Raw genomic sequence first — 20,861 nt, forward strand, 5'->3', positions numbered from 1 at the left:
AGCGATCGGTGACCATGACGTGCCCGCAAGCACCACCGGCCATGCTGGAAGACTGGCCGCCGTGGTCACCACCCGCCTGATCGAGTCCCGTGACGCCGAGGCGCTGGCGCACTTGCTGGTGGTCAACCGCGACTTCCTGGCGCCCTACGAGCCGCTGCGCGAGCAGTCCTACTTCACCCCCGCCGGTCAGCGAGCCGACATCCACGCCGCGCTGGACGCCCACGAGCGCGGCGCCGGGCTGCCCCGCGTCGTCCTCGACGAGGGCGGTCAGCTGATCGGGCGCATCACCCTCAGCGGCATCGTGCGCGGGGCGCTGCTCTCGTGCAGCATCGGCTACTGGATCGCCCAGGCCGCCGGCGGACGCGGCGCGGCCACCGCGGCCGTGGCGCAGATGACCGAGATCGCCTTCGGGCAGCTGGGGCTGCACCGGGTGCAGGCGGAGACCCTGGTGGACAACGTGCGCTCGCAGCGGGTGCTGCAGAAGAACGGCTTCACCCGCTACGGGCTGGCGCCGCAGTACCTGAAGATCGCCGGGCGGTGGCAGGACCACGTGATGCACCAGCTGCTGAGCCCGCTTCGGTGAGCGGCGCGCACCAGCGCTGCCACGCCGACCTGATCCGCCCGGCCGGGACACCTCCAGACGCGGTCACCGGCTTGGAAGCGCTCGCTCCTGAGGTGGCGCGGGGGGACGAGGACCGCACGCTCATGGCGCTGACCGGTGTTGGGCCATGCCGGCTCACGCGGTGGTGACCTGCCGGTAGTGCTCCACGGTGGGGAACGGGTCGTAGAAGTGGTGCAGCAGTCGCCTCCACTCCTGGTACTGCGCGGAGCCGCGAAAGCCCACGGTGTGGTGCTCGAGGGTGTCCCACTGCACCAGCAGCAGGTAGGTGTCGAGGCGCTCCACGCAACGCGAGAGCGTCAAGCCCTGGAAGCCGGGCATCGAGCAGATGATCGCCTTGGCCTTCGAGAAGGCGGCTTCGAAGTCGGCGGCTTGGCCGGGTCGCACGTCCAGGACCGCCTGCTCGAGGATCATGCTGCCCATCCTCGCCGGTGTGCCGGGGCGCCAGCGCAGCAGGTGTGCCGGCCGCCCGGTCCTCGCGCATCTGGGCATGATCGTCGTCTCACAAACGGTCGCTTCTGAGATGGGCAGCCGGGTGATGGACTGGTGCACATGCCGGGGTGTTGAGGCGCGGTGGTGGGATCAAGCGCCTGCCTGGGTCGAGGTGGGCGCACTACGGTCCTGGTGTGCTTCCTGCCGGCCTTCCCAGCCCGACCCAGGCGGTCTGGCACCTGGGACCTGTCCCGGTGCGCGCCTACGCCCTGTGCATCCTCGCGGGCATCGTCGCCGGCGTCGTCGTCGCTGAACGTCGCTGGCGGGCCAAGGGTGGTCGAGAAGGCTTCGTCCTCGACGTGGCGGTGTGGGCCGTGCCCTTGGGGGTTGTCGGGGCGCGGGTCTACCACGTGATCACTTCTCCTCAGGCGTACTTCGGGCAGGGCGGCGACCCGCTGCGGGCGCTGTTCGTGTGGGAGGGCGGCCTGGGCATCTGGGGGGCCATCGCCGGTGGAGCTGCCGGAGCGTGGATCGCCTGCCGTCGCGGTGGGTACCGCCTGGCGCCGCTGGCCGATGCGATGGCGCCCGGGCTGCTGGTGGCCCAGGCTCTGGGCCGGTGGGGCAACTGGTTCAACAACGAGGTCTACGGCCGGGCCAGCGACCTGCCGTGGGCGCTGACCATCTACGAGGGGGTCGCCACGAGCGGGCGGGCCGTGGTGGACGCCGACGGTGCCCCGCAAGTGGTGGGCACCTTCCACCCGACCTTCCTGTACGAGTCGTTGTGGTGCCTGGCCGCGGCCGTGCTCATCGTCGTGGCCGATCGGCGCTGGAGCTTGCGGCACGGGCAGTCGTTCCTGCTGTACGTCATCCTCTACACCGCCGGCCGCTCCTGGTTCGAGGCCCTGCGCATCGACGAGGCCACCGTGATCGGTGAGCTGCGGGTCAACCAGTGGGTGGCCGCGGTCATCTTCCTCATCGCGTTGACCGCCTTGATCCGCTCCCGGCGCCGGCGCCGCGATGGGCAGGCGGAGCAGCTCAAGCGGTCTACCGCCCCCGCTCGAGCCTGATCACCACGTGGTGACCGCCATCTGCCGACGGATCGCTACGGCGACCGCGGCTAGGTGGTGGACCTACGCTCGCGCCATGGCGTCGACGATGGTGCGAGCAGCGCCTCGCGCGCAGCGTCGAAGCAGCGTGCCCACCTCCTCGCGCCTGCACCGGCCGATCGTGCTGCCCAGCGCAGCGCTGCTGCTGCTGCAGGTCGCTGCCTGCTCCACATCACCGCAGGCGCCTTCAGGTCTTGAGGTGGCGTCGGTGCCGGCCGCCTGGGCGCTCGAGGGCCCCGTGATCACCTCCGTCGGTTACAGCGAGCTGGGAGGTGCCGCCGGCATCAGCGGCGAGCTGGGGCACGACGGCTCCTGCCTGACGGTGGGCCCGTACCCCGCGGTGTGGCCGCAGGGCACCACCTGGGACGAGCAGAGCGCTTCGCTGACCCTGCCCGACGGCACCCGCGCTGCTCCAGGTGCCCTCATCGACGGCGGCGGCACCTACCAGCGCACCAGCGCGCTGCGCTACGACGGCGAAGAGCGCATCGCCACCGTGCTCACCGACTGCGCAGGCGCCACCGGTGAAGTGGCCGTCTTCACCCCGGGCAGCACCGTCACCGCCCAAGCCCCACCTGCCTGAGCCACCTCCCTCACACCGGGCCAAAAGCAAGCCCCGTCTCAAAAACGGTCGCTTCTGCGGTGCCCACGCGGTACGGCGCTTGCGCCCACGCACCGATCCACGGACACCACCGTGATGCCGCGGCCGGCTGTGCACCGGTGCCGGATCAGGTGTAATCGAAGTTGCGCGGAAGACCGTGCAGGCTGGTGCACCGCGCTAGCCACTGACTCCACCGCTCGTCGCGGGAGCCCAGCTCCCACATCACCTCACCTTGTGCTCGCCCGATCTCGTCCTGCCAGCGCTGCAGCACCTCCCACGCCTGCTCATCCGCCTGACTCCGATCTCCTGAGTGGCCAGCCCCTGGCGCCACTCGGCGCACGGTCTGCTGCTGGTACGCGCGCTCAGCCTGCTCAGCAGCCTCCATCACTCGGACCAGGTGCAAGAGGGCCTCGACCGCCTGCGCGTTGCTCACCGCAGCATCCTGACGACTTGTTCATGGCGCAGAGGCTCCTCCGGCCACCACGGCGTGTCCTGCACCGACGTTGATCGCTGGCTCCTTGTGGCCACTTGACCGCCTTCTCGTGTGGGATCCCTTCCACGACGACTGCGTTGGGGGGTGCATGAACGCTCACGGTGCACGACCGCAGCGTCTCGACAGCGCAGCGCGGGCTCGCGCACGATCAGCTGGTGCGGACAGTGCCGCTGTCAGGAGGAGCACCGTGAGCACCGCCTCGCCCCGTGAGGCCCGTGAGGTGCCCGCCGGTGTCGTGCGGCTGCTGCAGCGCGCCGTGGGCGCGATGGGCGCCAGGCGCACCGAGGACGCCGCCGTGGGCCCCGGCGTGCTCGACAGCGTGGAGGCGATGGCTGCGGCCCTGGCCGAGACCGGCTGGGTGCGCCAGGTGCCCAGCGGGGCGTGGGCGTACCGCGCCGACCCCTCCTGGACGGTGCAGTCCGCAGCCCACGAGCCCATCGTGGGCATCTTCACCAGCGGCGAGCTCGAACGCTTGCTGCACCTGACTGCCGCGCTGCACGCCCTGATCGAGTCCGGGCGCGTCGGCGCCATGCGGGCGGGCCGGGCGCAGCACGGCTGGAGCACCTGGTCGAACGCGCGGGTGCGCCTCTCGCTGTACGAGGGTGAGGAGCAGCGGGTGAACACCCACCTGGTCCCTGGGCTGGTGCAGCTGCACATCCAGCGGGTCGACAGCCCGGTGCACAAGCCCGCCTTGGACCCGCAGCTGGCCCGCCGCCTGGCCCGGGACGGCTCGGCGCTCACCCGTTGGTACCTGGCCGGGGAGGACGAGCTGCCCGAGGACGTGGTGGCCGTGCTGGCCGCCGACCGGGAGGCATCCGTCGTGGCAGCACTGGATGCCAACGCCGGCCGGCGCGAGCGGCTGGCCCGCGGCCAGCTGTGAGGCGCCGACACTTCAGCACCACCCAGACACGAGCCGCTGCAGGCGCGGTCCTCACCCAAGCGGTCACCTTCAACTCACCGCACCGCCGGTGCCACGTCGACGTCGTGGCCCACCGGCCGCTGCGCTGGCTAGCGTGAAGGCGTGCGGGAGCCCGTGGATGAGCAGCCAGCGCAGCGCGTGCTCATCGAGGCGTTCGGCGCCCGCGCCCACCCGCCCGAGCAGCGGGACGCGCTCTTCGCCGGCGGCTGGCCGGCGTGGATCGACGCCGACGCCCTGGCCGCGCAGCACCTGCCCGCGGTGCGCGCCGTCTTCGCTGACCTGCAGGTGGCCCTGCTCATGGACGAGCGCACCACCCAGGACGGCGCCGCCCAGGACCGCACCACTCACGACCCCGCTCAAGACCGCGCCCACGACCGCGCCGCCTTCGACTCCGCTGGTGAGGTGCTCACCGCCGCGGCGTGGGGAGTGCCGATCCGCTGGAACGGCACCGTGGCGGACCTGCCCGCCGGCTACAGCGAGACCCTGGCCCGCGCCGTGGCCGACCACGCCGTAGGCGCAGCGGTGGACACCCTGGTCATCTGCGCCGCGCAAGTGCGCGCCGACGCCACCGGACGCGGCCTGGCCGCGCGGGTGCTGCACGCGGTGATCGACGCCGGCGCCGCGCGCGGCCTGCATCGCGTGATCGCCCTGCTGCGGCCCACCGGCAAGCACGAGCACCCGGCGATGGGCATCGAGCAGTACGCGCGCTGGCGCCAGCCCGACGGGCAGGCGGTGGATGCGTGGGTGCGCACCCACGAGCGCATGGGCGCGCACGTGCTGGCCACCACGCCCGCTTCGCAGGTCTTCGAAGCCGGCGTGCAGCAGTGGCGGTCCTGGTCCGGGCTGGCGATGCCCACCAGCGGCACCTACGTCGTCGCCGGTGCACCGGACGTGGTGCACATCGACCTCGACGCGGACATCGGGCGCTTGAGCGAGCCGGGCATCTGGGTCCAGCACCGCTGACACAACCCTTCGTTTCAAAAACGGTCGGTTCTGCGATGGCCCAACCAGGCAATGTGCGGACCTTCGTGGCGAGCCACACGCTGCGTCGATGAGAGGTGGACCGTGCCGGCGAGCAGCTGCGCCCGCTGACCCTCGTGCGCTATGCACGGGCCATGAGCCTTCCGCTGGACGGTCTGGACACCGCCGTGCTGGTACCCGATAAGGCGCCGCTGAGCGAGCTGCACGTCGTGGAGGTCCAGCACGAGCACAGCGGCGAGGGCGTCGATGAGGACTTCTGGTCCGCCGTGACGGTGGCACCGGTGCACGAGGGCGCGTGGGCGACGGTGCGCACGCTCTTCCGGCGCGGGGTGCGCCCCACCGGTCCAGCACGCATCGGCGCCTCGACCGTCGATCCGGACCTGCACGCCGCGGCCGCCGCGGCGGTGCGCGACCTGCACCACAGCCAGCGCAGCACCTCAGCCACCACCTCAACCACCACCTCGACCACCACCCCAGGCACCGCGCAGGCCCACCAGGAGCTGGAGGCGTGGGTGCAGGAAGTCGCGGAGCTGGCTGAGCGCACCGCCGATCGCCTGGACGACCCGCAGACCTGGACGCGCCGCGCGGTGAGCATCGAGGGGCGCGCCTACGCGATGTGGACCCACCACGGCACGACAGGCTTCGCCGCGTGCGCGGACGTGGGCTTCGCGCTGCTCAGCACCCACGGCCCGCAGAGCGAAGCCCCCTCGAGCTTGCGGCTGCTGACACCGCAGGTCGTCACGTCGACGTGGAGCTGACCCGCTGAAGAGCCGTTCTCATGCACAGTGGTGATCAGCACCTAGCCGTGCCACGCCGCGGCCCACAGTCGTCTTAAAAACGGTCGGTTCTGAGATGGTCCGGTCAGGGAGCGCAGGCACTCGCATGTCGATGTCCGGTCCTCTCATCGACCGTCGAGGGTGGTGCGCGAGTCGTCGTAACGACGGCATCCTGGCCAGGTGAGCGATCACCGCCCCCACCCGGCCGATGCCGCCAAGGCGTCGCTGCTGGCCGCCGGCGTCGGTGGCGGCCTGCTGGTAATCGCTGTGCCGGTCTTCTCCTCGGCCGTGCTGTGGTCGGTCTTCGACCCCGGCGCGGTCCCCGCTGCCGTCCTGGTGGCGATGGCAGCCGTGGCCACGTGCACCCCGGTGGCGGTGACAGCCCTCATCGCCGCGCGGCAGCGCGCCGCCGTGCGCGTCAGCGTGCTGCTGGTCGCCGTTCCGCAGGCGGTGCTGTGCGCTCCGCTGCTGCTGCTCAGCGTGCTGGGGCAGTGCTGAGCCAGGACCGAACTGGCACCGACCCACCGCCTGACCAGGATCGGGGCGCCCGGTCGGGCCGCGGATCACACGGCCTGTCACCGGCAGGCGTGGACGAGCGCACGTGGCAGGTTGGGCAGGTGCTGAGCCGATCGTCTGCCGGGCGGCTCTCGGTGACCGCCTTGGTGCTGGCCCTGGTGTGCGCGGCCTGCTTCCCGTGGGCCTACCGGCTCGGGTCGATGGGGCCCCTGGTCGTCGGTGCCGCGGCGGTCCTGCTCGCTGTGGGTGCCTCGTTCCTCGGAGGTGCAGCCCGGTCGACCCCTTTGATCGTGGCAGGGGCCCTCGCGACGCTGCTGCTACCGGCGATGTTGGTGATCACCACTGTTGTCGCGGGGCCGTGATCTCGCGGTCGTGCCGCCGTCCGGGCGCGGTCGCCGTCTCAGAAACGGTCGGTTCTGAGATGACCCAGTCGGCAAGACGACACACTCACGGGCTGAAGAGCGAACGAGGCGCTTGCCCTCTGAGACGATCACCAGATGAGTGGTGCCGGTACCTACGCCATCGAGCACGGTGACCTGACGCAGCAGGACCTGCAGGCGCTGGACCGCTCCGTCTTGGCCCACCTGGCGCCACGTGCGGCCACGGTCGAGACCGACCTGCCCGAGCACGAGCCGGGCACCTGGCCGGCCGACGTCGAGGCCGCCGCCGACCTGCTGCGCCGGCACAGCGATCCCCAAGCCGAGCCGGGGCGCTACTGCTACGCCGCCGCCGACGTGCGCACCCACCCGCACCTGTGGGACGCCTTCGTGCTGGTGGCCCCGCACGCCTACGACGCCGAGGTCCGCGACGCGCACGGCACCGAGATCGCCTCACTGTCTGATGAGGGCACCCTCGTGCTGCACCTGGACGGCGAGCAGCACGAGCGCCTGGCAGCGCTCATCGGCGCGCACCGCCTGCGCCTGCTGGACCTGCCTGCCCGGCGCCGGTGGGCACCGTGGCGGCGCGCAGAGAGCTGAGTGCTCCGGACTAGGCGAGCTGGGGCCGACGTTGACCGCTCATGGCGCAGACGTCGCACGGTGGCCATCTCAAAAACGGTCGCTTGTGAGATGACCCGAGCAGACGACGACCGCAGTCTCATGCCGATGACCACGAGTTCGATGAGCCCTGGACCCCTCCGCGGCTGCGCTGAGCACAGCGCAGCGCTGACGAACTGTGGCCCTGCGTGCGCTCCTGCACCCGAGCGGGCAGCAGTCCACCCGTCAGCACCCGCAGCACCGAGGCGGGCCGCCACACTGCGCCGGTGAAGCAGCGCACGTGGCCACGGGCAGTAGCGGCTGCAGCCTTGAGCACGGCCGCGTTCGCGGCGTGGCGCTGGGGCTTCTCCCCCGTCGTCGGTGAAGGCACCTTCCTGCCCTGGACGCTGCTGGGCCTGATCGCCGCCACCGCCACCATCGCCACCGACCGCCTCACCCGCCCGTTCACGGGCGTGGCGACCACGGCCGCGGCAGCGGTCCTGGCGGACCTGCTCACCGGTGAGCGCGGGGCGCTGGGCGCCTCCAGCGCCTTCGACGTCACTTACGTCGCCTTCCCCGCCGCCGCGCTGGCCGCCGCGTTCAGCGCCCTGCACCTGCTCCTGGCGCGCCTGCCGCGCTCTGAACGCCCCTGGGCCGGGGCGGTCGCGCTCTTGGGCGCTGCGGCGTGGGTGGCGTGGCTGGGCTGGTGGCCGCTGGACGACAGCGGCCCGGCCCACCCCGGCGCCCTGCTCGCCGCAGCAGTCGGCACGCTGATCACCGCCACCGCCCTGGGAGAGGTCACCCTCGGCAGGTGGCGCGGCGCTGTGTTCGCGCTGGCGCCGGCAGCACTGCTGGCCGTGCCGCCGCTGTCGACCTCGGACGCGCTGTGGTTCATCGCGTGGCTGGTCTTGACCTTCGGCGCCGCGCTGGTGTGCCTGGTGACGGTCGGCGCGGTCGCCGCCGTTCGCGGCACCCGCCGGCACCTGCACGCAGCCCCCCGCTGAACACGCTCCAACCGCCACCAGCACACGCTCGCCGGCTGGGGAGCTCAACGGCCTCACCGGCGTGCGCACACAGCGCACTGCCAGCACGGTCGCCGTCTCAGAAACGGTCCGTTGTGAGATGACCAGTTGATGGCTCGGCCGAGACACCGGCCTGCCGCTCCGCAGGTGCTTCAACAGCCCGTAGTGCCACTGTCGAGCTGTGACGACTGCTGAGCGGGACGAGGAACGATGACGCGCGGGTTCATCCCCGAGCGCGATGGTGCGGGCAACGAGGACCACGGCGTCATGCGCGTGGACCTGGACTTCGAGGTACCCGGTGAGGTCCTGGAGCAGGCTCCTGCGCGGCGAGGAGGCATGCCGCGCCGCTTCGCGAAGTACCCCGGGCTGCAGGGGCGCGATGTCGTGGACTTCCTCCAGGGCCTCGGCGTCGTGCTCGGTGAGCACGACCGGGCCGTGGCCGACCGGCTCGCCGACGAGCTGGACTTCCCCACCCTGCTGACCGTGCTGTCGTGGGTGCGTCGAGCCGGCGCCGGCGCCGGTGCTGAGGCGCCACGCAGCTGAGCTGCACCGCGGCGCCTGTCGCGGGGGTGCTGGTGCCACTCATGTGCTGGTGCCGCTCACAGGTGGCTGAAGTACCGCTCGTACCAGGTGCGCCCCTCACCGCCACCGAAGCCGAGAGGGCCGTCACCGTCGTAGGGCTGCCACAGCGGGTCCTCGGGCACCAGCAGGTACCCCAGGTGCGCCAGCGCGCCGCGCACCCGCTCAGCGTTGCGCGCGTCGACGAGCGCATCGGTCTGCTCGTCGCTGCGCTGGCCGGTGTTGCCCAGCGCGCACACCACCATGTCGGCGAAGTTGCTGACCACGAGCAGCAGCGGCTCGCCGGTGGCCGTGGCCTGGGCCGGGACGATGACCACGCCGTGGTGGCTGGCGTCCTGGAAGCGACGGTGCACCTCGCAGCGGTGCGCGAACGCGGCCTCCAGGTCCAGGACCAGCTGCTCGAAGCGGGCGCTGACCGCTCCGGCGTCGAAGCCGGCCGGCTGCTCGAGGTGCTCGTGATCGTCCAGGGCGTGCAGCAGCTCACGCAGCCGTGCAGCCTCCACGTGCGGGGGGCCGGGGGCGTGCAGTCGCATCACCACTGCTCCAGCCTGCCATCGCAGCGCGCGGCGCCGCGGGCATAGTCACCGTCTCAGAAACGGTCGCTTCTGAGATGGCGTCGCGGGACGCCAGCCGCACTGGACTCTGCACCGCCGGTCGCACACGGGTGACGTGGTGATGGACAGCGGCGGCTCCCCCTTGCGCTGCGGTGAGCCCGAGCACACCGACGATGAGCGCTTTTGGGACGGCCGGCGCCTGTACCGGCTCATCGACGACGACGTCGCCAAGCGTTAGGGCGTGCTGCTCTCTAGCGCCGACGTCGTGGTGCTCAACGCGATGGACTGCTGCCCGGGCACCGGCCGCTGCGACTCGAAGGCGATCGCCGGTGAGAAGGCGCGCCGGCGCCTGGCAGCAGCCGGCTTCGTGCGCTTCACCGAGCCGCACGGCACGCTGCAGCACTGGGAAGCCGAGGACGGCACCACCTTGGCGCTGCTCGTCGGTGAGGTCACCCACCCGCTGCTCTCGTGAGCGCGCAGTCCCGCGCCGCTCGGTGATCGACCTGCGCGATCAAGCGCCGCACCGCCGGATCCGCTGTTGGTGCGCCTTGCCGGCAGCTACCTCTTGAAGCGCTTGATCAAGTAGTTGACGAGCAGGGAGAGCACCAGCGCGACGATGACCGCCACGATCAGCGCAGGCAGCGCTCCCGGCTCGCGCAGCCCGGTCCTGATGGGCGTGGCCCAGCGCATCGGTGCTCCTCATCTCTCAGCGGTGTCAACAGTGCTTGGGCATCGTGCCCGGGTGGCGATCACCTCGCGCGTCCATACGCGGGATCGGTGCAAGGCGGCACTGGTGAGGAAGTGCCGCCACGCCAGCGTTGGTGATCAGCGCAGCCCCTGTCGCACAAACGGTCGCTTCTGAGATGCCGGGCCGTCACCACGCAGTGTGACGCCGCCGGATCACCTTCCGCTCGCCACCCACGGCGCGATCTCGTGCCCCACCACCGGGGCACCGCGGCTGGCGCCCTCCACATGCCGGCCCGAAGCGCGGCCCACTCGCGGTGCGGGTGCGATGCTCACCACGTGCAGCTGGCTTCCACCGACGGCGCCACCTTCGAGCTGAGCCCGATCGGCTACCAGTTCGACGCTAGCGGCACGCCGGGTGACTGGGACGCCAACTGGCTGATCGTGCGCGGTCAGGTGCGCACCGCCAGCGGGCGCTCCTGGACGTTCACCGACCCCAGCTTGACGACGTGGGAGGCCCAGGAGCTGGGCCGCTGGCTGCACAGCGCAGCGCAAGGGCAGATCGAGGCGACGGCGCAGCCGCACGAGGACGACGGCAGCCTGCTCACCTTCACCGAGCCGAACCTGGCCTTCAGCGTGGCCGCGGTGCTGGGCACGCAGACGCTCCTGCGCGTGCACCTGTCCTTGGAGGCGCTGCCCCAGGACCTGCCCTGGACGGGCCGGGACGGGCCCGCCCTGCACGAGTACAGCGTGCCCCTCACCCTCGAGCGGGCACAGCTGAGGGCAGCAGCAGCGCAGTGGCAGGACGACCTCACCCCGTTCCCCGCCCGGTGAGCGCTGCGCAAGCGGTCGCTCAAGCACGACCGCAGCGACTGTCCGCTACCCCGACGAACACGCCCTAGCCGCCAAAGCAGCCGTCACACAAACGGTGACTTTTGCGACGGGTCAGGCGGTGATCGTGCGTCTCCACGGCTGAGCGGGTGCAGGACGCTGACGCGCTCAGCTGCCGTGTAACCATCCGGGCCCGTGCGGACACTGGAGGGTGTGGACGCGCACACCGAGGAGGCTTGTCAGCAGGCTGCTCCTCCAGCCCCCGATGAGGCCCTCGACGGGGCTCATGGCGGGGACCTTGACGGGGCTTACGGCGGGGCCCTCGAGGGGGCTGCTGAGGAGGTCTTGTGGGTCGCCAGCCGCGCCGGTGACGGCGCCGCCTTCGGTGTGCTCTTCGATCGCCACCACGCCCGCGTGCACCAGCACGCCCGGCGCCTGCTGGACTCGCCCACCGATGCTGAGGACGTCACTGCCGCGGCCTTCCTGGAGCTGTGGCGCCGGCGTGAGGACGTGCGCCTGGTGGCCGGCTCACTGCTGCCGTGGCTGCTGGTGACGTGCACCAACCTGGCGCGCAACACCCAGCGCGCCAGGCGCCGCTACCGCGAGCTGCTGGCGCGCTTGCACCAGCACCCGCGCGGCGCGCAGGTGCCCGATGCCGCCGAGGACGCCCTGGCGCAGCAGGTGGGCGATGAGCGGTTGGCGGTGGCGCTGCGCGCCCTGCGCGCGGTGGACCTGCAGCTGATCACCCTGGTCGCCCTCGAAGGCTTCTCCGTGGCCGAGGCGGCCAGCGCGGTGGGCCTTCGTGAAGGCGCGGCCAAGACGCGCCTGCACCGCGCCCGCACCCGCCTGCGCGCAGCACTTGCCGAGCACCCCGAGGCCCAGCGCCTGCTGGGCGCCGCTGGAGGACAGCGATGAACCACAAGCCCACCGCCGCGCACGACGTCACGCCCCAGCACCAAGATCAGCGACGCCAGGCCACACCCACCGCGCCCACCTCACAGCTGGGCACAGCCCCGGGCGGGCCCTTCCAGCGCGCCGGCAGCGCCGGTGCCTTGGACCCCGCCTTCCGCGAGGCGCTGCGCGCGGAGCTGGTGCGCACCGTCGAGCACGCCGCACCGGCCAGCACGACGGCCGGCACGAGGGCCAGCACCCGCGCTCAGCTGGCTCCCGCAGCGGCTGCTCAGCAGGCCCCTTCGGGCTGGCAGGTGCTTCCCGGCTCGCTGGGCCGCTGGCGGCGGCGCTCCACCGCCGCCGGGTGCGTGCTGCTGGCCGCCCTGGCAGGTGGCGGGGTCGCGGTGGCCACCGGCGCGCTGCCCCTGCCCGGCGCGAAGCAGGTCAGCGTGCTGTCCGCACCCAGCACCGTGGTGCGCACCGGCAGCGCCACCATCGAGCTGGGCCCGCGACCGGCGACAGCCACCAGCGTGGAACTGAGCATCACCTGCCTGAGCGCGGGCACCTTCACCTTCGCCGACGGCGCCAGCTTGGCCTGCACCCCCGGCGACGTCGAGAGCACCGGTCAGGGCACAGGCCAAGACGCCAGCACCGGCACCGCCACCTACAGCCTGCCGCTGGCTGAAGGGCAGAACAGCACCACCATCACCACCTCCGCCAAGGCACGCTGGTCGCTGAGCACGGCCTACTCCCTGCGCCAGGACACCGCCTGGGCGATCAACGCGCGCGGGCAGAGCTACGGGGTGCTCAACGAGCACGGCGTTCCGGACCTGGTCGCGGTCACCGCCACCAACGGCCGGGTCGGCTACGCCTACGCCAGCGAGCTGGGCCTGACGGCACCGCCGGCCTCCTCCCCGCAGGAGGCTCTCGAGCAGCAGGCGCTGCAGCAGGCGCGCCCCGCCTCGCTGGTGCCCGTCTACGACTCCGAGGGCACCACGCTCATCGGCCAGTTCCAGCGGCAATGACCCACTGCGCGAGCCGAAGTGTGCCCGCCCGCAGGCGCTCCTGGTGCGATCCACGAAGGCGCAGCCGGGCACCACACCGCGGACCGGCCCAGCCATGCGTGTGAGGTTGCTGGCCCCAACGCGCCAACAATGCGCACTCCCCTGCGCGCCCGGTCCTCGTCTCACAAACGGTCGCTTCTGAGATGGCCAGGCCCCGTGGTGAAGTGCGTGGTCCTGCGGCACCGTCACCTGCGGTGACGGTCGCGTGGAGGTGCGGTGCGCCACCGGGGCGGAGCCGAGGACGCCACGACGCCAGGCGCCGCCGGCGGGCACGATGCTGCAGTGATCGCTGGCGCGCTGACCTACCTGCTGGCCGTGGTGGTCACCACCCGGGTGCTGCGCATCCACCAGCGCGCCGTGCAGGCGCACTGGCGCGCTCTGCGCCGCGGGTGCCGGCTGCTGGCGCCGGTGGCGGTGCTGGTCCTCACGGCCAGCGGCTGGCTCGGCGGCTGGTGGGACGACCAGCTCTGCACCGGCTCCCTGCCCGGCTACGGGCGGGTGCCTGAGGGCGCCAGCTACCGCAGCGCGCCCACGCTGCTGCCGGTGGGCGTGCGCTGCACCGTCAACGACGGCCAGGGCAGCCACAGCGCCACCTTGCCGGGCTCGTGGTGGCTCTCGGTGCCGACCGTGGGCGCCGTCGTCCTTCTCGCCGCGGCCACCACCACACTGGTGCACCCCTTCAAGGCCGCCGCGCAGGAGTGGAACGCGCGCACCTGGACCAGCTGAGGGCAGCGCCGCAGCCCATCGAGGGCGAGTGATGGTCGGGCTCGCGCTCAGACGAGCCTGGCCGTCTCACAAACGGTCGCTTCTGAGATGGCCTTGTCTAGCAGCGATCGGGTCCTGCGGCCGGTGAGCGAGCACTTCGTGAGCCCCGCCTCGCTGACGATCGCCCTCCTTCGGCCAGCCGGGTGGTGCACGCCCACGAGTACGTCCTCCAGCTCCCGTCCGGCCACCGCCGGCGGCTTCCGCGGGCACACTGTGGCGCCCCGGGCAGGACGCTGCCCCGCCCAGCAGCGACCCGAGGAGCTCGTGGTGCCCCAGCAAGCCCAGCAACGCCGCCGCAGCAGCAGGCTCGCGGTGGTGGCCGCCTTGTGCGCCAGCAGCGCCGCGGCGTGGTTCGCCGGTACCGGACTCACCTATGACCAGCCCCCTACGACCGATGGCCCCACCACGCAGGACATCACCACGATCGCGATGCTCTTGCTCGTCCAAGTCTTCGCCGACGTGCTGGTGCGCCAGTGGCTGGGCATCTTCATCGCCTTGGCCCCCATCGCTGTCGTGTCGTTCTGGCCGATGGTCACCCTCGACCCCTTCGGCCTGTTCGCCTGGGCGGTGTTGGTCGTCGGCGCCGCCGTGGGACTGGGGTGCACCAGCGCGCTGACCTTCGCGCTGCGCCGCACCCTCGCCTCCGAGCGTCACTGAGCGGCACTGAGCGGCACCGCGTCCGTGACCACGGGAGGCATGGTCACCGCCTCGGGAACGGTGACTGCTCCAACCGCTGCAGCAGCGGTGCCTGCCTCGTGCTCGTCCTGGTGCGCAGGTCCTGAAGGTGGCAGGCCGGTGAGGTCACGCGCTGCACGGTGCGCCGGCGGGCGCGCACCACGGGCTCACCACGGGCCCACCGCACGCACGCGGCTGCGCTCAGGGCCGGTCAGGGACGGTCAGGGCCGGTACGGGCCGATGGCATCGCAGCCGTCGCGCAGCGAGGGGTACATGAAGGTGGCGATGTCCACCGTGCCGCTCTCGTGCTCGAGCAGCAGCGCCCGGGCAACGTAAGCCCCGCGCTCGTCGAGGGCCTCTAGGCTGCTGCCCGGTCCAGGACGCGGGTCAGCGGCCAGCGCCGCCGCCGCCACGGCCAGCGCGTGCTGGTCCTGCTCGCTAGGTCCCCCTTCGACGGCAGCGAAGGTCTCCGGTGCGTTCGCCCACCGCGCGAACGCCTCGACCGCCTCGCGGGCCGAGCCGTACCCGGACTCGGCGCCGTAGCTCATCGTCATCGCCGTGCCGCAATCCTCGGCCGGCACCGAAGCGCTCACCGCCTCGCCCGCAGCACCCGTGGTGCTCGAGGAGCACGCTGCCACCAGCACGGCCAGGCCTGCGAGCCCTGCGAGCACCGTCATGACGGCCCGCCGCGGACCTGGCGTAGTTGCAGTGCTCACGAACGCTCCTCGCTCCTACCCGCCACGGTAGCTGCCGGATCAGCACGAGGCGCTGTGATCGATCCGGCGCCGACACGGCCGGCACAGTGCACTCCCGGCAACTGCTGACGAGCGACTAGAGGCAGCAGCGGCATGTGCCTGCCGCTGCCAGCCGGCTGGTCGAGTCAGGAGCGGTACCTGGCCACGCCCAGGCGCCGCTCCACGGACATGTCGTCGCTGCGATGCGGCGCTAGTGGGACTGTCGCTGTCTCAAAAACGGTCGCTTCTGAGATCACCTGAGCGAGTGAGGACTGCACGCCCGTATCGATGCATGGACGTTCCAGGTCTGCCGGCTGGTGCTCCCTGGCCTAGCGGCCGGCCCACCTGGCACCGTCGTCACCATGACGCTGGGGCTGCGCGACGGAGAGGTGCACCTGGTCACGCACTCGCCGGCCTGGGCTGAGGCCGGCGAAGCAGAGTGCCGCAGGCTGCTGGCCGCCTTGAGCCGCTGGACGAGTCACGTCGAGCATGTCGGCAGCACCGCCGTGCCCGGCCTGGCCGCCAAGCCCGTCATCGACATCTGCCTCGGCGTCCAGGACCTGCTGCACGCCGACGCCATGGCCGAGGAGATGAGCCGGCTCGGCTACGACTACCCCGGCGACGTCGGCATCCCCGGTGAGCGGGTCTTCGGCCGCGAACCCGGCTGGCGCACGCACCTGGTCCACGTCGTGGTCGTCGACGGCCCTCGGTGGCAGGCGTACCTGCGCTTCCGCGACGTCCTGCGAGCGGACCCGCTCCTGCGGGACGAGTACGAGTCCTTGAAGAAGGCCCTGGCCGCCTCGCACGCCGCAGACCGGTACACCTACACGCAGCGCAAGACGGGCTTCATCCAGCGGGTCCTCGGCGCGCCGCGCAGCGGCGCTCCAGGTGCGGCCGCTCCAGGTGCGGCTACGGCTGGGGCGGCGACGCCGGGGTGGGGCCCGTGGGCACCCAGTAGCGCAGCATCACCCCCCACTGGTCCTGCAACAGGCCCCCGTTGGCCTCGATGACCCGGCGCGAGGCGGTGTTGCCCACGTCGCAGGTGAGCAGCGCACACTCGATGCCTAGCGCCGCCGCCACCGGCAGCGCCGCGGCCAGCATCGCGCCGGCGTGCCCGCGTCGGCGCGCCCGGGGAACGACGTAGTAGCCGACGTGCCCGCCGGCCTCACGCAAGTGCGCGGTCAGGCGGTGCCGGATCTGCACCCGGCTCAGGTACCGATCGCCCTCCACCCACCACAGATTGGTGGAGGGCACGAACCCCTCCCGGCGCGAAGAGCCCTCCCGCGCGTCGTCGATCAACGCCTCGACCCATGCGGTGAAGGCGTCGTCGTCGAGGTTGGCGGCGCCGGCGTAGCCGGGGCGCACCTCCCAGCCCGGCTCAGCAGCGGCCGCTCGCAGCGAGGCCGCGACAGCGGTGCGGGGGTTGACCAGGTGCGCCACCCCACGACCCTACGGATCACCTCCTAGGGTCGCCCGCGCACTCCACGACGCGCCAGGTCGCGACGCCGTCCAAGCGCCGTCGCCATTTCAAGAACGGTCGCTTCTGAGATGCCCGGCTGGGCTGCCACGTCACGGTCGCGCCAACCTCAGTGCGCAGTCATCCTCTGGAAGCTGATTGATCGTGGGACACCGATCGGCCCCATGGAAGTCGGGCGTTGGGTGGTCCTGGGGCGAGCAGCCTTCACGTGTGCCGTGGAGACCGCTCGTCCGCCGTCGCGTCGGGTCCTCACCTGCCGTCGTTGAAGTCCTTGCTGTCGCGGAGCTGCTGCACCAGTGGGCTGAAGGTGGCCGGGTCGGGCTGCAGGACGGCGCCGGTGCTGGAGAACACGAGGTCGCAGCGACCGGTGAAGTCCACGAGGAGGGAGGTGTACTCGCGCAGGTACCGCTCGGTGGGCGTGCCGTCGGGGTCGTGCTCGTAGTCCGGTGTGGTCAGCAGGTCGATCTGCGCCTGCTGCCCGGGTGCGGGAAGGCAGTCGGGCTCACCGTCCACGCGGGCAGCGGCGTCCACCACCTCCTGCAGGCGCGAGAGCAAGCCCGGGTCGCGGGACTGACCCGTCCACGCGCCGGTGGTCTCCGTGATCGTCGCGCCCGCCACGGGGTTGCTGCTGGCGCGGGCCGGGGCTTGGCGCTCCTCGGGGCGGGGCTGGATGGTGAGGCTGTCCAACAGGGCACGCACCTGCGCCTCGTCACCGGCCAGCTGCACCCGCACCCCGCGCGAGGGAACGCTGACGACGGCGCTGCTCTCCTTCCCGTGGGGGATGTCGTCGAGGTGGACGGGCACTCCGTCGATGAGCGTGATCCCCGAGGTGACCCCCGCTCCTCCCGTCCACTGCCGCACCACCCACGGCATCAGCAGGGCGCCGGGCTCGTCGAGGGAGAGGTCGCACTCCTGCCCCACGCTCAGCGTCGGCGCGGTCACCACGGTGATCGCGCCAGGCGCCACGCAGGCCGCCTCCGCCGAGGCGGCCCTCGTCTCGTAGCCCTGCGCGGTGATCTCCACGCCGTTGATGCCGCGATCGGTGGCCTCGATGCCCGGCGGCTGCCACTGCGGTGCAGGTGCCGGTGCGGGAGGGACAGGTGCAGTCGGCGCCGCCGGCTGGAGGCGAACGACGCCTCCCACGCCGGGGCCGGTGACGACGAGCGCAGCGGCGGTGCAGGCGGCGAGCAGGCCCGTGGCGGCGAAGGCTGCGGCGCGGCGGCGTGCGTGCTGGCGGCGCCGGGCAGCGTGCAGGACGTCGTCGGGGTCCAGCCGCCTCGGCGGGGTCGGCACGGCTTCGGCCAGCAACCGCTGCAGGTCCTGGTTCATCGCGCACTCTCCTGGAGGTCGAGCTCGTGCAGGGCGGGGTGGCGGCGCAGCGCGGCCAGCGCCTTGGAGGTCTGGCTCTTCACCGTGCCCACGGAGCAGTCCAGCGCGGCAGCGGTGTCGACCTCGGTGAGGTCCTCGTAGAAGCGCAGGACGATGACCGCCCGCTGACGCGGGGGCAGGGCCCGCACCGCGGTGAGCAGGACGTGGTGGACCTCTCGCCCCAGACCGGCGGGAACGGGCAGGTTGGGCAGGTCGGCCGTGGGGACCTCCCCGCGCCAGCGCCGGCGGCGCCAGTCCAGCGCCTGGTTCACCATGATCCGGCGGACGTAGGCGTCAGCGCCCTCACGCCCCTGCACACCCTGGGTGCCGCCGATGCGCCGCCAGTGCGGCCAGGCCCGCACCAGCGCGGCCTGCACCAGGTCCTCGGCCGTGGCCCAGTCCCCGGTCAGCAACCACGCCGTGCCCAGCAGCGCCTGCTGCCTGCTGGTCACGAACAGCCGGAAGTCCTCCGCTGCATCCATCAAGGACCTCCTCAGTGCCTCACCCGCTACAACCGGCTGGACCCTGCAGAAGGTTGCCTCGATCTCCCGTGCACCCGTGCTGGATCGCCGGCTCACGCCGCCGTCCGAACGCGGTCACCGCCTCACGAACGGTGGCTTGTGCGATGCCGGGCCATCGACACGCGCAGTGACGTCCGGGGGGACGATCTTCCGCCCGCGTTGAGGAGTGGAAGCGCGCGGCCCCGACGTCGTCGGCGTGCGCGGTGCCGGAGAAGTCGGCGCTGGTGTGCAACGTTTGGTGGGGTGAGGCGTCTGAGCGGTGTGAGAGCCGACGCATGAGAGCCGACGAAGCCGCCCAGCGGCAGGCGCGCAGCGACCCTGCGGGTGCACTGGGTGCCTCTAGCGCCTCGGGTGCCTCGTCGGTCGCGCAGGTCCTGGAGGCCGGCTACCGGGCCCTGTTCGAGGAGCACTTCCACGCCACCGTGCGCCTGGCCCGCCTGCTGGGCGCGGACGATCCCGAGGACGTGGCCCAGGAGGCCTTCACGCGCCTGCACGAGCACCGCCGCCGGCTGCGCGAGCCCGCCGCGGCCCTGGCGTACGTGCGGCGCACCGTGACGAACCTGACCACCTCCAGGCTGCGGCACCTGAAGGTGGTGCGCCGCTCGCCCACCTCCCGGCCGGTGCACCACGCCTCCGCCGAGGACAGCGTCGTGCAGGCCGAGCGGGTGGACGCCCTGCTGGCCGCGGTGCGCCGCCTGCCCCAGCGCCAGCGCGAGGTGCTGATCCTGCGGTACTGGATGGACCTTGCCGTCGCCGAGGTCGCCGACGTCCTGGACATCCCCACCGGTACCGCCAAGTCCCACATCTCCCGCGCCCAACGAGCCCTGGCGACCCGATTGGAGGACCTGGCATGAGCCCGAACAGCGACAGCCCGAGCGGCACGAGCTCCCACCACGCACAGCCCTCGCCGCGCGAGGACACCGTGCAGCAGCGCCTGGACGCCGTGGCCGCCCAGGCGGCCGGTGCGCACCATCGCGCCAACGCCGAGGAGTGGAGCCGGCACCAGCAGCACCTGCACGCGCACCACCGCCTGCGCCGGCGCCGGCGTACCGCCGGCCTGAGCATCGGCCTGAGCCTGGTGGCGGCGTGCACCGTGGCCGCGGCCGCGCTGAGCTGGTCCGCCGTCAGCGGTGACCGCTCCAGCGTGCGGGTGCTGCCCGCCGGGCCCGAGCAGGGCGTGGTCAGCGACGCCGACGCGCAGGTGCACCTGAGCGATCCCACGGCGCCGGGCCCGTTGCTGGGCCAGGACCAGTCGCGCTCCTTCGAGGACCTGGCGCGCGACTGCGCGGCCCAGGGCGGGCTGGGTGGGCGCGCTGGTCGAGGTGACGGCTACCGCACCGTGATGACCGCCTCCAGCGGGCTCTCGCAGGCGGTGGCCGTGCGCGACGGTGACGGGCGCACCTGGGTGTGCTCGTACCTGCCGGGGTCGATGACCTCCGGTGAGGTGCCCACCGGCGACGGCGGACCCAGCGCGGTCGCCCAAGGCGCCGTGGCCGGCGGGATGGGCACCGCGCCGGACGGGTCGGTGCTGATGTCCTACTTCGGCTACGCCAGCCCCGAGGTCGCCGCCGTCACCGTCACCACCGCCGCCGGCAGCACCTTCCCCGCCATCGTCACCGCCGGGGTGTGGTGGGCCACCCCCCGCGTGCCCGACGACGAGGCGGCCTCCGGCATCACCTGGCAAGCCACCGACGCCGACGGCGCGGTCATCGCCGCCAGCGAGAACACGCCCACCCCCGCCGCGACAGGCGCCTCCGCGCCGGAGGTGGCCGTGACCTACCAGGACGGCACGAACGTGACCTGGCCCGGCCCGGCCCGCGGCGGTGCCTGGGCCACGGGAGCGCAGTTCGACGAGGTCCCCGGCGAGCTGAGCACCTGGGACCGGCAGGTGCGTGAGGCCACCTTCGGTGGTGGCTGGAACGAGGAGCTGGGGGTGCACCTCGGGGACGACGGGCAGATCTCCTACGCCCGCTCCACCGGCGTCTTCGACTCCTTCGTGTGGGCGCCGGGTCCGCAGCTGAGCGGGCTGCAGCTGGACCCGTGCTCGCAGTGGCCCACCTCCCCCGCGCTGAAGGAGCCGCCCGCCGGTCAGGTGTGCCGGGTGCTCAGCGTGCAGGGGCACCCCGTGGTGGCCGCGGAAGGCGCCGGCATCGTCACCGTCTTCACCGTGCGCGCCGACGGCGTGGCTGTGCACTTGGAGGAGCGCAACGCGGACGGCGAGCCCGTGCGCAGCGCCGAGGAGCTCGCCGCAGCGTCCCTGACCCTGCCCGCACCCTGACCGC

Annotated in this window: 29 protein-coding genes; 21 read left to right on the forward strand and 8 right to left on the reverse strand. The window is 72.5% G+C overall.

What is annotated here, in order from left to right:
* Positions 1 to 19: 19 nt before the first annotated feature.
* Positions 20 to 583, forward strand: coding sequence for a GNAT family N-acetyltransferase (locus tag ACRYMN_RS05710; protein ID WP_432492876.1), 564 nt, complete (start codon positions 20 to 22; stop codon positions 581 to 583).
* A 153-nt stretch (positions 584 to 736) separates the two neighbouring features.
* On the opposite strand, the gene ACRYMN_RS05715 is transcribed toward ACRYMN_RS05710, so the two are convergent.
* Positions 737 to 1,033: an antibiotic biosynthesis monooxygenase family protein gene (locus ACRYMN_RS05715; RefSeq protein WP_432492878.1), complete on the reverse strand. Its 297-nt coding sequence runs from the start codon at positions 1,031 to 1,033 to the stop codon at positions 737 to 739.
* Positions 1,034 to 1,245: 212 nt separating this feature from the next.
* On the opposite strand from ACRYMN_RS05715, the gene lgt reads away from it, so the two are divergent.
* Positions 1,246 to 2,118, forward strand: a complete 873-nt coding sequence (lgt, locus tag ACRYMN_RS05720; RefSeq protein WP_432492880.1) for a prolipoprotein diacylglyceryl transferase — start codon at positions 1,246 to 1,248, stop codon at positions 2,116 to 2,118.
* A 127-nt stretch (positions 2,119 to 2,245) separates the two neighbouring features.
* On the forward strand, positions 2,246 to 2,737 hold the full coding sequence (locus tag ACRYMN_RS05725; protein ID WP_432492882.1) for a hypothetical protein: 492 nt from the start codon (positions 2,246 to 2,248) through the stop codon (positions 2,735 to 2,737).
* A gap of 145 nt (positions 2,738 to 2,882) precedes the next feature.
* On the opposite strand, the gene ACRYMN_RS05730 is transcribed toward ACRYMN_RS05725, so the two are convergent.
* On the reverse strand, positions 2,883 to 3,188 hold the full coding sequence (locus ACRYMN_RS05730) for a hypothetical protein (protein ID WP_432492884.1): 306 nt from the start codon (positions 3,186 to 3,188) through the stop codon (positions 2,883 to 2,885).
* 247 nt (positions 3,189 to 3,435) lie between these two features.
* Here ACRYMN_RS05730 and ACRYMN_RS05735 point away from each other — a divergent pair, with 247 nt between their 5' ends.
* The 8 genes from ACRYMN_RS05735 to ACRYMN_RS05770 all read left to right on the forward strand — a co-directional run bounded on the left by ACRYMN_RS05735 (position 3,436) and on the right by ACRYMN_RS05770 (position 8,979).
* On the forward strand, positions 3,436 to 4,128 hold the full coding sequence (locus tag ACRYMN_RS05735; protein ID WP_432492886.1) for a hypothetical protein: 693 nt from the start codon (positions 3,436 to 3,438) through the stop codon (positions 4,126 to 4,128).
* A 141-nt stretch (positions 4,129 to 4,269) separates the two neighbouring features.
* The gene (locus tag ACRYMN_RS05740) at positions 4,270 to 5,130 is read left to right on the forward strand and encodes a hypothetical protein (protein WP_432492888.1); all 861 of its coding nucleotides are present in this window, start codon (positions 4,270 to 4,272) and stop codon (positions 5,128 to 5,130) included.
* Positions 5,131 to 5,225: 95 nt separating this feature from the next.
* Positions 5,226 to 5,906 (forward strand): hypothetical protein, encoded by a 681-nt coding sequence (locus ACRYMN_RS05745; RefSeq protein WP_432492890.1) that lies wholly within the window; start codon positions 5,226 to 5,228, stop codon positions 5,904 to 5,906.
* Positions 5,907 to 6,104: 198 nt separating this feature from the next.
* Entirely contained in the window at positions 6,105 to 6,422 is a 318-nt protein-coding gene (locus ACRYMN_RS05750; protein WP_432492892.1) for a hypothetical protein, read from the forward strand.
* A gap of 89 nt (positions 6,423 to 6,511) precedes the next feature.
* On the forward strand, positions 6,512 to 6,802 hold the full coding sequence (locus tag ACRYMN_RS05755) for a hypothetical protein (protein ID WP_432492894.1): 291 nt from the start codon (positions 6,512 to 6,514) through the stop codon (positions 6,800 to 6,802).
* A 135-nt stretch (positions 6,803 to 6,937) separates the two neighbouring features.
* Positions 6,938 to 7,417, forward strand: a complete 480-nt coding sequence (locus tag ACRYMN_RS05760; RefSeq protein ID WP_432492896.1) for a hypothetical protein — start codon at positions 6,938 to 6,940, stop codon at positions 7,415 to 7,417.
* 326 nt (positions 7,418 to 7,743) lie between these two features.
* Positions 7,744 to 8,418, forward strand: coding sequence for a hypothetical protein (locus ACRYMN_RS05765; protein ID WP_432492898.1), 675 nt, complete (start codon positions 7,744 to 7,746; stop codon positions 8,416 to 8,418).
* 228 nt (positions 8,419 to 8,646) lie between these two features.
* On the forward strand, positions 8,647 to 8,979 hold the full coding sequence (locus tag ACRYMN_RS05770; protein WP_432492900.1) for a hypothetical protein: 333 nt from the start codon (positions 8,647 to 8,649) through the stop codon (positions 8,977 to 8,979).
* 56 nt (positions 8,980 to 9,035) lie between these two features.
* On the opposite strand, the gene ACRYMN_RS05775 is transcribed toward ACRYMN_RS05770, so the two are convergent.
* Positions 9,036 to 9,554: a hypothetical protein gene (locus ACRYMN_RS05775; RefSeq protein ID WP_432492902.1), complete on the reverse strand. Its 519-nt coding sequence runs from the start codon at positions 9,552 to 9,554 to the stop codon at positions 9,036 to 9,038.
* 130 nt (positions 9,555 to 9,684) lie between these two features.
* Here ACRYMN_RS05775 and ACRYMN_RS05780 point away from each other — a divergent pair, with 130 nt between their 5' ends.
* Entirely contained in the window at positions 9,685 to 9,807 is a 123-nt protein-coding gene (locus tag ACRYMN_RS05780; protein WP_432492904.1) for a hypothetical protein, read from the forward strand.
* A 3-nt stretch (positions 9,808 to 9,810) separates the two neighbouring features.
* Positions 9,811 to 10,041, forward strand: coding sequence for a hypothetical protein (locus ACRYMN_RS05785; protein WP_432492906.1), 231 nt, complete (start codon positions 9,811 to 9,813; stop codon positions 10,039 to 10,041).
* Between the two features lie 86 nt (positions 10,042 to 10,127).
* On the opposite strand, the gene ACRYMN_RS05790 is transcribed toward ACRYMN_RS05785, so the two are convergent.
* Positions 10,128 to 10,259: a hypothetical protein gene (locus ACRYMN_RS05790; protein ID WP_432492908.1), complete on the reverse strand. Its 132-nt coding sequence runs from the start codon at positions 10,257 to 10,259 to the stop codon at positions 10,128 to 10,130.
* A 333-nt stretch (positions 10,260 to 10,592) separates the two neighbouring features.
* Here ACRYMN_RS05790 and ACRYMN_RS05795 point away from each other — a divergent pair, with 333 nt between their 5' ends.
* The 5 genes from ACRYMN_RS05795 to ACRYMN_RS05815 all read left to right on the forward strand — a co-directional run bounded on the left by ACRYMN_RS05795 (position 10,593) and on the right by ACRYMN_RS05815 (position 14,461).
* Positions 10,593 to 11,087, forward strand: a complete 495-nt coding sequence (locus ACRYMN_RS05795) for a WapI family immunity protein (protein WP_432492910.1) — start codon at positions 10,593 to 10,595, stop codon at positions 11,085 to 11,087.
* A 342-nt stretch (positions 11,088 to 11,429) separates the two neighbouring features.
* On the forward strand, positions 11,430 to 11,999 hold the full coding sequence (locus ACRYMN_RS05800; RefSeq protein WP_432492912.1) for an RNA polymerase sigma factor: 570 nt from the start codon (positions 11,430 to 11,432) through the stop codon (positions 11,997 to 11,999).
* Positions 11,996 to 13,000, forward strand: a complete 1,005-nt coding sequence (locus ACRYMN_RS05805; RefSeq protein ID WP_432492914.1) for a hypothetical protein — start codon at positions 11,996 to 11,998, stop codon at positions 12,998 to 13,000. Before ACRYMN_RS05800 ends, ACRYMN_RS05805 begins: the two co-directional genes overlap by 4 nt.
* Positions 13,001 to 13,321: 321 nt before the next feature.
* Complete coding sequence (locus ACRYMN_RS05810) at positions 13,322 to 13,765, forward strand: hypothetical protein (protein ID WP_432492916.1); 444 nt, start codon at positions 13,322 to 13,324, stop codon at positions 13,763 to 13,765.
* A gap of 306 nt (positions 13,766 to 14,071) precedes the next feature.
* Positions 14,072 to 14,461 (forward strand): hypothetical protein, encoded by a 390-nt coding sequence (locus tag ACRYMN_RS05815; protein WP_432492918.1) that lies wholly within the window; start codon positions 14,072 to 14,074, stop codon positions 14,459 to 14,461.
* A gap of 239 nt (positions 14,462 to 14,700) precedes the next feature.
* On the opposite strand, the gene ACRYMN_RS05820 is transcribed toward ACRYMN_RS05815, so the two are convergent.
* Complete coding sequence (locus tag ACRYMN_RS05820) at positions 14,701 to 15,195, reverse strand: hypothetical protein (RefSeq protein ID WP_432492920.1); 495 nt, start codon at positions 15,193 to 15,195, stop codon at positions 14,701 to 14,703.
* A gap of 380 nt (positions 15,196 to 15,575) precedes the next feature.
* Between ACRYMN_RS05820 and ACRYMN_RS05825 the strand changes: the two genes are divergently transcribed.
* Positions 15,576 to 16,223 (forward strand): GrpB family protein, encoded by a 648-nt coding sequence (locus tag ACRYMN_RS05825; RefSeq protein WP_432492922.1) that lies wholly within the window; start codon positions 15,576 to 15,578, stop codon positions 16,221 to 16,223.
* On the opposite strand, the gene ACRYMN_RS05830 is transcribed toward ACRYMN_RS05825, so the two are convergent.
* The 3 genes from ACRYMN_RS05830 to ACRYMN_RS05840 form a co-directional block, all read right to left on the reverse strand.
* Positions 16,123 to 16,653, reverse strand: coding sequence for a GNAT family N-acetyltransferase (locus tag ACRYMN_RS05830; protein WP_432492924.1), 531 nt, complete (start codon positions 16,651 to 16,653; stop codon positions 16,123 to 16,125). The genes ACRYMN_RS05825 and ACRYMN_RS05830 overlap by 101 nt on opposite strands.
* A gap of 286 nt (positions 16,654 to 16,939) precedes the next feature.
* The gene (locus ACRYMN_RS05835) at positions 16,940 to 18,019 is read right to left on the reverse strand and encodes a hypothetical protein (RefSeq protein WP_432492926.1); all 1,080 of its coding nucleotides are present in this window, start codon (positions 18,017 to 18,019) and stop codon (positions 16,940 to 16,942) included.
* Positions 18,016 to 18,540, reverse strand: coding sequence for a SigE family RNA polymerase sigma factor (locus ACRYMN_RS05840; RefSeq protein ID WP_432492928.1), 525 nt, complete (start codon positions 18,538 to 18,540; stop codon positions 18,016 to 18,018). Before ACRYMN_RS05840 ends, ACRYMN_RS05835 begins: the two co-directional genes overlap by 4 nt.
* Before the next feature lie 314 nt (positions 18,541 to 18,854).
* On the opposite strand from ACRYMN_RS05840, the gene ACRYMN_RS05845 reads away from it, so the two are divergent.
* Positions 18,855 to 19,433 carry a sigma-70 family RNA polymerase sigma factor gene (locus ACRYMN_RS05845; RefSeq protein ID WP_432492930.1) on the forward strand — a complete coding sequence of 193 codons (579 nt, stop codon included), beginning with the start codon at positions 18,855 to 18,857 and terminating at the stop codon, positions 19,431 to 19,433.
* Positions 19,430 to 20,857 carry a hypothetical protein gene (locus ACRYMN_RS05850; protein ID WP_432492932.1) on the forward strand — a complete coding sequence of 476 codons (1,428 nt, stop codon included), beginning with the start codon at positions 19,430 to 19,432 and terminating at the stop codon, positions 20,855 to 20,857. The genes ACRYMN_RS05845 and ACRYMN_RS05850 overlap by 4 nt, the downstream gene beginning before the upstream one ends.
* The last annotated feature ends 4 nt before the right edge of the window (positions 20,858 to 20,861 follow it).

This window comes from Kineococcus gypseus (assembly GCF_050871305.1).
Taxonomy (GTDB): Bacteria; Actinomycetota; Actinomycetes; order Actinomycetales; family Kineococcaceae; genus Kineococcus; species Kineococcus gypseus.

What these genes read in the sequence shown, in the direction of transcription:
- ACRYMN_RS05770 (WP_432492900.1), top strand. Translation starts at nt 8,647, where the DNA reads ATGACGCGCGGGTTCATCCCCGAGCGCGATGGTGCGGGCAACGAGGAC.
- ACRYMN_RS05850 (WP_432492932.1), top strand. Translation starts at nt 19,430, where the DNA reads ATGAGCCCGAACAGCGACAGCCCGAGCGGCACGAGCTCCCACCACGCA.
- ACRYMN_RS05845 (WP_432492930.1), top strand. Translation starts at nt 18,855, where the DNA reads ATGAGAGCCGACGAAGCCGCCCAGCGGCAGGCGCGCAGCGACCCTGCG.
- ACRYMN_RS05715 (WP_432492878.1), bottom strand. Translation starts at nt 1,033, where the DNA reads ATGATCCTCGAGCAGGCGGTCCTGGACGTGCGACCCGGCCAAGCCGCC.
- ACRYMN_RS05835 (WP_432492926.1), bottom strand. Translation starts at nt 18,019, where the DNA reads ATGAACCAGGACCTGCAGCGGTTGCTGGCCGAAGCCGTGCCGACCCCG.
- ACRYMN_RS05790 (WP_432492908.1), bottom strand. Translation starts at nt 10,259, where the DNA reads ATGCGCTGGGCCACGCCCATCAGGACCGGGCTGCGCGAGCCGGGAGCG.
- ACRYMN_RS05840 (WP_432492928.1), bottom strand. Translation starts at nt 18,540, where the DNA reads ATGGATGCAGCGGAGGACTTCCGGCTGTTCGTGACCAGCAGGCAGCAG.
- ACRYMN_RS05760 (WP_432492896.1), top strand. Translation starts at nt 6,938, where the DNA reads ATGAGTGGTGCCGGTACCTACGCCATCGAGCACGGTGACCTGACGCAG.
- ACRYMN_RS05825 (WP_432492922.1), top strand. Translation starts at nt 15,576, where the DNA reads ATGACGCTGGGGCTGCGCGACGGAGAGGTGCACCTGGTCACGCACTCG.
- ACRYMN_RS05805 (WP_432492914.1), top strand. Translation starts at nt 11,996, where the DNA reads ATGAACCACAAGCCCACCGCCGCGCACGACGTCACGCCCCAGCACCAA.